Consider the following 10,359-nt stretch of genomic DNA (forward strand, 5'->3'; position numbering starts at 1 on the left):
GACGGCTACCTGACGATCAGCGACCGCAAGAAGGACGTGATCATCACCGGTGGCGAGAACGTCTCCTCGATCGAGGTCGAGGACGTCCTCTTCTCCCACCCCGCCGTCTCCGAGGTCGCGGTGATCGGCGTGCCCAGCGAGAAGTGGGGCGAGACGATCAAGGCGCTGGTGGTGCTGGCCGAGGGCGCCGAGGCCACCGAGGCAGAGCTGATCGCCTGGTGCAAGGAGAAGGCCGCCAGCTACAAGGCGCCGACCTCGATCGAGTTCCGTCCCGAGCTCGCCCGCACCGCCACCGGCAAGCTGCAGAAGTTCAAGCTCCGCCAGCCGTACTGGGACGGCCAGGCCAAGCAGATCAACTGATCTCTCCTGCCGTGAGGTCGAGATGAGGCGTCTCTCATCTCGACCTCACGGTGACCTCACCTCGCGCGACCAGGCTGGTGCCGTCAGCACAGCAGGTCGCCGCTCGGGCGGCCGCGAAGGAGAGGAAGCACCATGAAGCGCCTGATCCCGTTGGGTGGACTCGGACTCGTCGGTCTGGTCGCCGCCGGCCTGATCGCCTTTCAGACCCCGACCGTCTCGGCCGCCGACGAGGTGGCCAAGCGTGACGACGAGCAGCCCACGCTGGTCCTCGTCGCCGACGACGACGCGGACGACGACGACAGCAAGAAGTCGAACGACACCAAGAGCCGGTTCACCAAGCACAGCCGCAACAGCAAGGTGAGCAACGACCACACCCGCAGCAACGTGACGAAGGTCAGCCGGGACCGGGACCTCAGCCGCGCCGACAAGACCCGTGACTGGACCCGCGACGGCGCCAAGAAGCAGGGCAAGAAGCAGGTCCGCGACTGGTCGGCGAACTCGACCAACGACCGCTCCCGCAACGACACCCGTCGCTGAGCGAGGCTGAGATGAGCAACCGCGCAGAGCGCTGGGGCTTCGCCGAGGGAGACGCCATCACCGACGAGCTGATCGCGATCAAGCTCCTCGGCGGTGGCGCCTCCTACGAGGCCTACCTCGCCTTCGACGAGATCACCTACTCACCGGTCGTGGTCAAGGTGGTCAGGCCCGATCAGGTGGACAGCGGGAGCACTCTGCGCGGTCTGCGGCGGGAGGTCGCCGCGCTGGCGGAGATCAACCATCCCGTCGTCGTCCGGGGGCTGCGCCATGAGCTCGAGGGGGAGCGTCCCCACGTCGTCCTGGAGCAGGTGGACGGCCCCCGGCTCTCGACCCTGGTGCGCCGCTACGGCCCGCTCCAGGCCGCTCAGTACCTGCCGCTGGCGATCGACATCGCGGCGGCCCTGCACTACCTGCGTCACGTCGGCTATGTGCACCTCGACATCAAGCCCAGCAACGTGATCATGGGTGCCCCGGCCCGGCTGATCGACCTCTCGGTCGCACGCCGGACCGAGGACGCCGCCCAGCTGCGGCACCTGATCGGGACCGACGCCTACATGGCGCCCGAGCAGTGCGATCCGACCGATCGGCTCGCGCCCGGGCCCGCCTCCGACGTCTGGGGGCTGGGCGCGACGCTCTTCCATGCGGTGGCCGGCCATCCGCCGTTCGCAGAGGGCGATCCGGACGCCGACGACGTCGCCGACCGCTTCCCGCAACTGGCGGCGGGCCTGCCCGCGCTGCCGGACGGCGTTCCGGTCCCGGTCGGCAAGGTGATCCACGCCTGCCTCGATCTGGAGCCGGGCGCACGGCCGGAGCCGGACGAGGTCGCCGGAGCCTTGGAGCCGGTCCTGGCCTCGCTGCCGCGCGGGCACCTGGCCGGCTTCCGCCTCGGACGTTGAGCGGGCCACGCTGCCCGGTCCGGCGGGTGCGCCTGTCGGCCGGCGCGTGCCTGCCCGGTCGGGGCTACGGCTCGAACCGGTAGCCCATGCCGCGCACGGTGCTGATCGCGGCAGCGCCGATCTTCTTGCGCAGATAGCCCACGTAGACGTCGACCACGTTCGAGCCCGGGTCGAAGTCGAAGCCCCAGACGTGGTCGAGCAGCTGCTCGCGCGACAGCACCCGGCGCGGGTTGAGCAGGAAGATCTCCAACAGGGTGAACTCGCGCGCCGAGAGGTCGACGGCACGGCCGTCGACGGTGGCCTGGCGAGTGCGGATGTCGAGGCTGACCCGGCCGGCGGCCAGCACCTGCTCGGAGCCTGGCTGCTCGCCGGCCTGGCGCAGCCGCAGCCGCACCCGGGCGGCGAGCTCGGCGAAGCGGAACGGCTTGGGCATGTAGTCGTCCGCGCCGCCCTCGAGTGCGGAGACGGTGTCGGTGACCGAGTCGCGTGCGGTCAGCACGATCACCGGTAGCCGCGCCCCTTGCGCGCGCGCCTGTGCCAGCACCTCGAAGCCGTCGAGCCCGGGCAGCCCGATGTCCAGGATCATCAGGTCGTGCCCGCCCATCAGGGCCTCATCGAGGCCGCTCGGGCCGTCGGTGCAGACGGTGGTGGTGTGGCCATCGGCGCGCAGCCCCTTGGCCAGGAACGAGGCGATCCGCTCCTCGTCCTCCACGATCAGGATGCTGGCCATGTGTCCTCCCGGGGTCGGGGCAGGGTGATCACGAAACGGGCGCCGTGCGGTGTGGTCGGCTCGACGTGCGCGGTGCCGCCGTGGGCCTCCGCGATCGCGCGGACGATGGAGAGACCGAGGCCGAAGCCCTCGTCGCCGGCCGGCACGCGGCTGCGCCCGAACCTCTCGAAGATCCGCTCCCGGTCGGCCTCGGGGACGCCGGCACCCGTGTCGCGCACCCAGAGCTCGACCCGGTCGGGGAGGTCCCGCGAGCCGATTGCCACCGCATCCCCGGTGCCGGTGTGCTTGACGGCGTTGTCGGCCAGCTGCAGCAGGGCCTGGGTGATCCGCTGGCGGTCGAGGCCGACCACGACCTCCGCGCCGCCGTCGTCGACCCAGTCCCGCTCGGCAAGGGCACTGGCCTTGGCCAGCACCTCCGAGGTGAGGCTGCGCAGGTCGGCCGGCTCGGCGACGACGAAGTCGGGACGGGCGCTCTTGGCGAGCAGGATCAGGTCGCCGACCAGGCGCGCCATCCGGTCGATCTCGTCGATCAGCAGCGCCCGGGTCTCGGCGACCTCGGCCGGATCGCCGGCGTCCAGCAGCTCGAGGTGCCCACGCAGCACGGTGAGTGGCGTCTTCAGCTCGTGGCCGGCGGCGTCGAGGAACTGGCGCTGCTCGGCGAAGGTGGACTCCAACCGCGCCAGCATCTGGTTCAGGGTGCGGGTCAGCTCGGTGATGTCGTCGTTGCCGGTCTCGGGGATCCGCCGCGAGAGGTCGCTGCCGCTGATCTCGCGAGCGGTGTCGCTGAGCTGGCGCAGTGGAGACAGCAGCCGTCCCGCCTGCCAGGCCGCCAGCAGGGTGATCAGCGCCCAACAGGAGAGCGCGATCAGGAGGTAGGTGCGCAGCAGGTCCATCAGGTCGGCGCGGGTCGCGTCCAGGAGCGTGAGCAGGACCAGCGCGCCCTGCTCGCCCGAGGCGCGGTGGGTGACCGGTTGGACGGTGACCAGGACGTCGCCGTGGTCGGTCGCGACCTGGGCGTCGCCCCCCGAGCCCAGGCGGCTCCGCACCTCGCCGGTGATCGCCGGATCCCGGGTGAGCTCTTCGGCCAGCGCGAGCGGGTCGGTGAGCGAGTAGAGGCCGGGCTCGCCGTCGAACCAGGCGACCAGGACCTCGGCGTCGTTGGGCACGTTGCGCTGGATGTAGAGCCGGAAGAGCGGCTCCAGTCCGGTGAACGCCTCGCCGGTCTCGGGGTCGCGGCCGCGCTGGAGCTTGTCGAACTCGGCGATCTCCTGGCTGGCGTGGTCGATGGTGCGCTCGTGCAGTCGTGCCGACTCCACGGTGTAGATCAGCAGGCCGACCAGGGCCAGGGTGAGCGCCACGGTGAACGAGACGGCGGCGGTGATCCGGGTGCGCACCGAGACGCCCGGCCGGTGCGGCCGGGCGGAGGGGCGGCGGAGCGGGCGCCTCAGCGTGCTGCTCCCGGCGGAGGCGTCGGGGCGCCGGCGGGCGGGATCGGCTCAGTCATCGTCGTCATCGTCGGAGCCGTCATCGTCGTCACGGTCGTCATCGCGGTCGTCGTCGCGGTCATCGTCCGGCGCCGAGGGCTTCGCCGGCCGGTCGTCGTCGCGCGCCGTCCGCGGATCGGGTGGAACCACCTCGGGACGCCGATCGTCGTCGTCGCCGGGCGGGTCGGACTCCGACGGGCGCACGGGGGCGGGCTCGGTGGGCTCCTCCACCACGATCGGGGCGCGCTCGGAGGGCCGGTCGCCGCTTGCCGCCACGGCACCGGCCACATAGGCCAGCACCGGGAGCAGGACGGCGGCCCCCAGCAGCCACTTCCACGGCAGACTCATGGTCACCATGGTGCCGTGTCCAGGTGGGCTCGAGGTGAGAGGACCATGAGAGCCTCCTCATCAACCCCGCCCACTATCGTTGCCGCCATGACGACGTTGGGCGAAGTGGTCGACCTGCTCCATCAGTGGTACCCGCCGGCGACGGCCGACAGCTGGGACGCCGTCGGCCTGGTGCTCGGCGATCCGGCGACGCCGGTCAAGCGGGTGCACTTCGCTGTCGACCCGAGCCCGGAGGTGGCCGCGGAGGCGGTCGCGGCCAAGGCCGACCTGCTGGTGGTGCACCACCCGCTCTTCCTGAAGCCGGTCACCAGCGTCGCGGCCACCACGCCGAAGGGGCGGACCCTGCACACGCTCGCCACCGGCGGCTGCGCCCTGCTGACCGCGCACACCAACGCCGACCAGGCCCTGAACGGCGTCTCCGAGTCGCTGGCGCTGGCGCTCGGGCTGCGCGAGCTGAGCCCGATCATCGCGGCTCCGTCCGAGCCCTCGGACAAGTTCGTGGTCTTCGTGCCCACCGACGCGGCCGCCCCGGTCCGCGCGGCGATGGCGGCAGCCGGTGCCGGCACGTTCGGCGACTACGACCACTGCTCCTTCTCCGCCCACGGCGTCGGCCGCTTCCGGCCGCTGCCCGGCGCGGCTCCGGCGATCGGCACCATCGGCGACATCGCCGTCGTCGACGAGGACCGCCTGGAGGTTTTGGTGCCGCGCCGCCTGCGGGCGCAGGTGCTGGCCGCGATGCGTGCCGCACACCCGTACGAGGAGCCGGCGTTCGACATCATCGAGCTGGCGGACCCGGGGGAGTCGGCGACCGGCACCGGTCGGATCGGCACCGTCGACGAGATGACGCTGCGGGAGTTCGCCGCACAGGTTGCCGAGGCACTGCCCGCGACCGAGCACGGCGTCCGCGTCGGCGGCGACCCGGACCGGATCGTGCGCCGGGTCGCGGTCTGTGGCGGCGCGGGCGACTTCCTGCTCGACCGGCTGGCGGGCAGCGACGCCGACGTCTACCTGACCTCCGACCTGCGCCACCACCCGGCGTCGGAGTTCTTGGAGAAGGGCGGCCCCGCGTTGATCGACGTCGCGCACTGGGCTGCCGAGTCGACCTGGCTCCCGGTGGTCCGGCAGCGCCTTGCCGAGGCACTGGGCGATACGGTGGAGTGCACTGTGAGTGCGGTGCGCACGGATCCCTGGTCGTTTCGTCTCTGACCGCACGTTCTGCACCTGACTGTCACATCTCAACCGAGGAGCCGACGCTGAAAGCCGACCCGATCGCCCAACGCAAGCTGCTGGACCTTGCGGAGCTCGACGCCCGCATCGGGCAGGTGCGCCACCAGCTCAAGTCGCTGCCCGAGCACCAGCAGCTCAGCGACCTGCAGAACCGGCGTGCCGAGCTCGACGCCAAGAGGCGCGACGCTCGCATCGTCGTCGACGACCTCACCCGGGAGCAGAAGAAGTCCGACCAGGACGTCGAGCAGGTCAAGGCGCGGCGCACCCGCGACCAGGGCAAGATCGACCAGGGCCTGGTGACCAACCCCAAGGACCTCGAGCGGCTGACCCACGAGCTGGAGTCCCTGGAGCGCCGGATCAACACGCTCGAGGACATCGAGCTGGAGATCATGGAGAAGGTCGAGGAGGCGACCGCCTCGCTGACCGAGTACGAGGAGGCCCTCGCCACCACCGACGACGAGATCGCCCTGGTGGTCAAGGCGCGCGACGAGAAGAGCCAGGTCGCGCAGTCCGAGCTCGACACGGTGACCGAGCAGCGCGGCGTCGAGGTCTTCAGCATCCCCGGCGACCTGCTCGCGCTCTACGACAAGATCCGCGAGAAGCAGGGCGTGGGCGCGGCGATGCTGCGCGCGCGTCGCTGCGAGGGCTGCCAGCTCACCCTGAACCCGTCCGACCTGGCCCGGATCACCAAGACCCCGGCCGACGAGGTCGTGCGCTGCGAGGAGTGCAGCCGGATCCTGGTCCGCACCGACGAGTCGGGGCTGTGAGCAGGACCGGCGGCACGGACGGCGGAACCCGCGGCTGGTCCGCCGGTGCCGCGGCGCCGACCACGCTGGTCCTGGTCCGGCACGGGGTGACGGCGCTGACCGTCGACAAGCGGTTCTCCGGCGGCATCCGCGGCACCAACCCTCCGCTGGCCGAGACCGGGCGCGAGCAGGCGCACGAGGCCGGCCGGTGGCTCAAGCCGACCGCCGACCGGATCGATGCGGTGCTGACCTCGCCGGTGCTGCGCACCGTCGAGACCGCGCGGATCATCGGCGACGAGATCGGGCACGAGGCTCAGGTCGAGGACGCCTTCGCCGAGATGGAGTTCGGCGAGTGGGACGGCCTGACCTTCGCCGAGGTGGCCGAGCAGCGCCCCGCCGAGATGAAGGCCTGGCTGGGCTCGATGGACGTGGCGCCGGCCGGCGGGGAGTCGTTCCGCGACGTGGAGACCCGGGTCGTCGCCGGGCTGGAGCGGGTCCTGGCCGAGCACGCCGGGCGCACGATCGTGGTCGTCTCCCACGTCACGCCGATCAAGATCATGGTCGGCCGTGCCCTGCACGCGCCGCTGGAGTCGGTCTACCGGATGGAGCTCAGCCCGGCGTCCGTGAGCGTGATCAGCCACTACCCGGGCGGCGAGGGCGATGATCCGATGTCCTCGCTGCGCCTGTTCAACGCCCGTCCGGGCGACCTGCCCCTCGTCCTCTGACGCTCAATGTGACCTCAGCGCGCGAAATTGGTGTCGAAACGCGCGCTGAGGTCACATTGAGCTAGAGCTCGCTGACGACGACATCGAGTTGGGTGCCCTTCTTGCCGGGCTCGCCCACCTCGACGAACCAGCCCAGGTCGCGCAGCGCCTCGGCGAGCCGCGCCGGCGTCCGCGGGTTGGCGCCCTCTTCGAGCAGGGCCCGGACCAACCGGCCCTTGGTCGCCTTGTTGAAGTGGCTGACCACCTTCCGCTTGCCGCCCTGCTCGTGCAGCACCCGCACGGTGGCGACCCGGGGTGCGAGGTCGGCGGCGGGTCGCCAGAAGTTGGCGTACGTCGTCGAGCGCAGGTCGACCAGCAGGCCGTCGCCCAGGGCCTCGAGCACCGCCGGGCCCAGGTGCTCGCGCCAGAACCCCGCCACCGAGCCGAGGCCCGGCAGGGTGACGTCCCCGGAGAGCCGGTAGGAGGGGATCGCGTCGCCGGGGCGCACCATCCCGAAGACCGACGAGGTCACCGCGACCCGGCCGGTGGCACGCCGCTTCGCCGCGCTGCTCAGCGACGCGAAGTCGAGGTTGTCGTAGAGCACGCCGGTGTAGATCCGGTCCGCGCGGACGGCTGGCTGCTCGAGCAGCGTCGCGTTGTGCTGGATCAGCTCGCGCAGGCTGGGGCCCAGCCCGAGCACCTCGGCCGCCTTGTCGGCGTCGTCAGCGCAGAGCTCGACCAGCGCGGCGATCACCTCCGAGCGGGCCTCGGTGAGCTCCGGCGAGCTCAGGGTGGCGAGGTCGAGCGGGCGGCCGCGGGTGGGCAGCGCCTTGCCCTCACTGGGCGGAAGCAGGATCAGCACGCAGACAGGTTAGTAGGGTGAGAGCCATGCCGAGCCGAGTGGTGCGAGTCAGGTCCCGCGGTGCCCGTCCGTTGACGGCGGACCCTGCCGGCGCGGGGCTGCGCGAGGGCGTCGAGGCGATCCGCGCCGAGCTCGGCGTGAGCGCCGAGTTCCCGTCGGAGGTCGAGGAGGCCGCAGCCAAGGCCGCCGCCGAGCCCCGGTTGCCCACGCTGGACCGCACCGACCTCCCGCTGATCACCATCGACCCGGACACCGCGATGGACCTCGACCAGGCGATGCACCTGGAGCGTGACGGCGACGGCTTCGTCGTCTACTACGCGATCGCCGACGTGGCCGCGTTCGTCGAGCCTGACGGGCCGGTCGACCTCGAGGCCCGGCGCCGCGGCCAGACCCTCTACGGCGCCGACTCGAAGGTGCCGCTGCACCCCAAGGCGATCTCCGAGGACGCCGGCTCCCTGCTTCCCGAGCAGGTGCGCCCGGCCCTGCTGTGGACGATCCGGCTCGACGTGACCGGTGCCCAGGTGGCGGCGCGGGTGGAGCGCGCTCAGGTGCGCTCGCGCTCGCGGCACGGCTACGGCGAGGTGCAGGCAGCGCTGGACGCCGGGGAGGCGGCGGAGGTCTTCGAGCTGCTGCGCACCATCGGCACATTGCGCCAGGAGCTGGAGGCCGCACGGGGCGGCGTCTCGCTGCCGCTGCCGGAGCAGGAGGTGAGCGTCGCCGACGACGGCACCTGGCAGCTGGCCTTCCGCTCGATGCACCCGATCGAGGAGTGCAACGCGCAGATCTCGCTGCTCACCGGGATGGCGGCCGCCTCGCTGATGGTCGAGGCCGAGGTCGGCCTGCTGCGCACCCTGCCACCGGCCGACCCACGTGACGTCGCCCGGTTGCGGCGCACCGCGCTCGGGCTTGGCATCGCCTGGCCCGAGGACGTCGACTATCCGGGCTTCGTGCGCTCGCTCGACCCGGACCTGCCCAAGCATGCGGCGATGCTGGTGGCCTGCACCCGGCTGCTGCGCGGAAGCGGCTACGCCGGCTTCGCCGGCGAGCTGCCCGAGGTGACCGGTCATGCCGCCGTCGCGGCCGACTACGCCCACGTCACGGCGCCCCTGCGTCGTCTGGTGGACCGCTACGCCTCGGAGATCTGCGTCGCGCTCTGCGCCGGACAGCCGGTGCCCCCGTGGGTGCTCGCCCGGCTCGACGACGTGCCGGAGGCGATGGCGGCCAGTGGCCGCACGGCCAGCCGCTACGAGCGGGCGATCCTCGATCTGGTCGAGGCGACCGCACTCGCCGGGCGGATCGGGGAGCGGTTCACCGCCGTGGTGATGGAGGTCGAGGAGAAGTCCGCGACCCGCGGCGAGATCACCATCGCGGACCCGGCGATCGAGGCCCGGGTCAGCTCGGAGCGAGAGCTGCCGCTGGGGGAGCAGGTCGAGGTCACTCTGACCACGGCGGACCCGGTGGCGCGCAAGGTCGCCTTCACCTGCTGAGGCTTGCCCCCGGGTGCCGTTGCGCCGCTATTCTCTCGGCATGCCAGAACGCCGGATCGCCGTCGTCACCGACTCGCCCGCCTCGGTCCCCGACGATGTCGCCGCCGAGCACGGGATCGTCGTGGTGCCGTTGCAGGTGATCGTCGGCGCGACCTCCTACGACGAGGGCGTCGATGAGGGCGCGAGCCCGGAGATGGTGGCGCAGGCGTTGCGTGAGTTCACGCCGGTCTCGACCTCACGGCCCTCGCCGACCCGGATGGCGGAGGTCTACGCATCCCTGGCGGAGCAGGGCTACGCCGAGGTGGTCGCGGTGCACCTCTCCTCGAAGATGAGCGGCACCTACGACGCGGCCGAGGTCGCCGCGCGCACGTCGCCGATCCCGGTGCATCCGGTCGACTCGTGCCAGGTGGGTCCGGGCACCGGATACGCGGCGCTCGCTGCTGCCGCGGTGATCGAGGCCGGTGGCAGTGCCGAGGAGGCGGCGGAGGCTGCCCGGGCGCGCGGCGTCGCCTGCGAGTCCCTGTTCTACGTGGACACCTTGGAGTACCTGCGTCGCGGCGGCCGGGTCGGTGCGGCTGCGGCCCTGCTCGGTGGGGCGCTCGCGGTGAAGCCGCTGCTCAAGGTGACCGACGGCCGGATCGACTCGCTGGAGAAGGTCCGCACCGCGGGCCGGGCGCTGGCCCGCCTGGAGGAGCTCGCCGTCCAGGCCGCGGGCGAGGGGCAGGTCGAGGTGACCGTGGCCCATCTGGCCAGCCCGGACCGTGCGGAGACGCTCGCCGAGCGGCTCAGCGACCGACTCGACCTGGCCGAGCCGGCCAGGATCGCCGAAGTCGGTGCGGTGCTGGGTGCGCACGTCGGCCCGGGCATGGTCGCGGTCTGCGTGGCGCCCGCACTCACCTGAGGAAGCGCTGATCAACGGAGGGCGGCGCCAGGCGGCGCCCCAGCACGCACCTGAGCGGCTTCTCCTCAGTCGCCGTG

At 72.1% G+C, this 10,359-nt stretch carries 12 protein-coding genes; 8 read left to right on the forward strand and 4 right to left on the reverse strand.

The genetic code is table 11. The features are described from left to right. The 3 genes from ABD151_RS04235 to ABD151_RS04245 all read left to right on the forward strand — a co-directional run. Window positions 1-360 (forward strand): class I adenylate-forming enzyme family protein (locus tag ABD151_RS04235; protein WP_425571852.1); only part of this gene is annotated, 360 nt, incomplete at its 5' end. Window positions 361-492: 132 nt separating this feature from the next. Continuing rightward, entirely contained in the window at window positions 493-897 is a 405-nt protein-coding gene (locus tag ABD151_RS04240; RefSeq protein WP_343991681.1) for a hypothetical protein, read from the forward strand. Between the two features lie 11 nt (window positions 898-908). Continuing rightward, a complete protein-coding gene (locus tag ABD151_RS04245) occupies window positions 909-1,793 on the forward strand; it encodes a serine/threonine-protein kinase (RefSeq protein WP_343991683.1) in 885 nt (294 codons plus the stop codon). A 64-nt stretch (window positions 1,794-1,857) separates the two neighbouring features. On the opposite strand, the gene ABD151_RS04250 is transcribed toward ABD151_RS04245, so the two are convergent. The 3 genes from ABD151_RS04250 to ABD151_RS04260 form a co-directional block, all read right to left on the reverse strand. Beyond that, entirely contained in the window at window positions 1,858-2,523 is a 666-nt protein-coding gene (locus ABD151_RS04250; protein WP_343991685.1) for a response regulator transcription factor, read from the reverse strand. Then, a complete protein-coding gene (locus ABD151_RS04255) occupies window positions 2,508-3,917 on the reverse strand; it encodes a sensor histidine kinase (protein WP_343991687.1) in 1,410 nt (469 codons plus the stop codon). The genes ABD151_RS04250 and ABD151_RS04255 overlap by 16 nt, the downstream gene beginning before the upstream one ends. A 102-nt stretch (window positions 3,918-4,019) precedes the next feature. Next, complete coding sequence (locus ABD151_RS04260) at window positions 4,020-4,355, reverse strand: hypothetical protein (protein ID WP_343991689.1); 336 nt, start codon at window positions 4,353-4,355, stop codon at window positions 4,020-4,022. Between the two features lie 87 nt (window positions 4,356-4,442). On the opposite strand from ABD151_RS04260, the gene ABD151_RS04265 reads away from it, so the two are divergent. The 3 genes from ABD151_RS04265 to ABD151_RS04275 all read left to right on the forward strand — a co-directional run bounded on the left by ABD151_RS04265 (window position 4,443) and on the right by ABD151_RS04275 (window position 7,053). After that, window positions 4,443-5,561, forward strand: a complete 1,119-nt coding sequence (locus tag ABD151_RS04265; RefSeq protein ID WP_343991691.1) for a Nif3-like dinuclear metal center hexameric protein — start codon at window positions 4,443-4,445, stop codon at window positions 5,559-5,561. An 80-nt stretch (window positions 5,562-5,641) separates the two neighbouring features. Further along, window positions 5,642-6,349, forward strand: a complete 708-nt coding sequence (locus ABD151_RS04270; RefSeq protein WP_425571858.1) for a zinc ribbon domain-containing protein — start codon at window positions 5,642-5,644, stop codon at window positions 6,347-6,349. Then, the gene (locus tag ABD151_RS04275) at window positions 6,346-7,053 is read left to right on the forward strand and encodes a histidine phosphatase family protein (protein WP_343991693.1); all 708 of its coding nucleotides are present in this window, start codon (window positions 6,346-6,348) and stop codon (window positions 7,051-7,053) included. Before ABD151_RS04270 ends, ABD151_RS04275 begins: the two co-directional genes overlap by 4 nt. A gap of 61 nt (window positions 7,054-7,114) precedes the next feature. Here the strand turns inward: ABD151_RS04275 and yaaA are convergent, their stop codons facing one another. Next, complete coding sequence (gene yaaA / locus ABD151_RS04280) at window positions 7,115-7,894, reverse strand: peroxide stress protein YaaA (RefSeq protein WP_343991694.1); 780 nt, start codon at window positions 7,892-7,894, stop codon at window positions 7,115-7,117. Between the two features lie 26 nt (window positions 7,895-7,920). On the opposite strand from yaaA, the gene ABD151_RS04285 reads away from it, so the two are divergent. Together ABD151_RS04285 and ABD151_RS04290 are read left to right on the forward strand one after the other, a co-directional pair. Continuing rightward, window positions 7,921-9,381: an RNB domain-containing ribonuclease gene (locus ABD151_RS04285; protein ID WP_343991695.1), complete on the forward strand. Its 1,461-nt coding sequence runs from the start codon at window positions 7,921-7,923 to the stop codon at window positions 9,379-9,381. A 40-nt stretch (window positions 9,382-9,421) separates the two neighbouring features. Next, window positions 9,422-10,282: a DegV family protein gene (locus tag ABD151_RS04290; protein WP_343991696.1), complete on the forward strand. Its 861-nt coding sequence runs from the start codon at window positions 9,422-9,424 to the stop codon at window positions 10,280-10,282. Window positions 10,283-10,359 lie beyond the last annotated feature (77 nt).

Origin of the sequence: Nocardioides dubius (assembly GCF_039528155.1) — a bacterium.
Classification (GTDB): domain Bacteria; phylum Actinomycetota; class Actinomycetes; order Propionibacteriales; family Nocardioidaceae; genus Nocardioides; species Nocardioides dubius.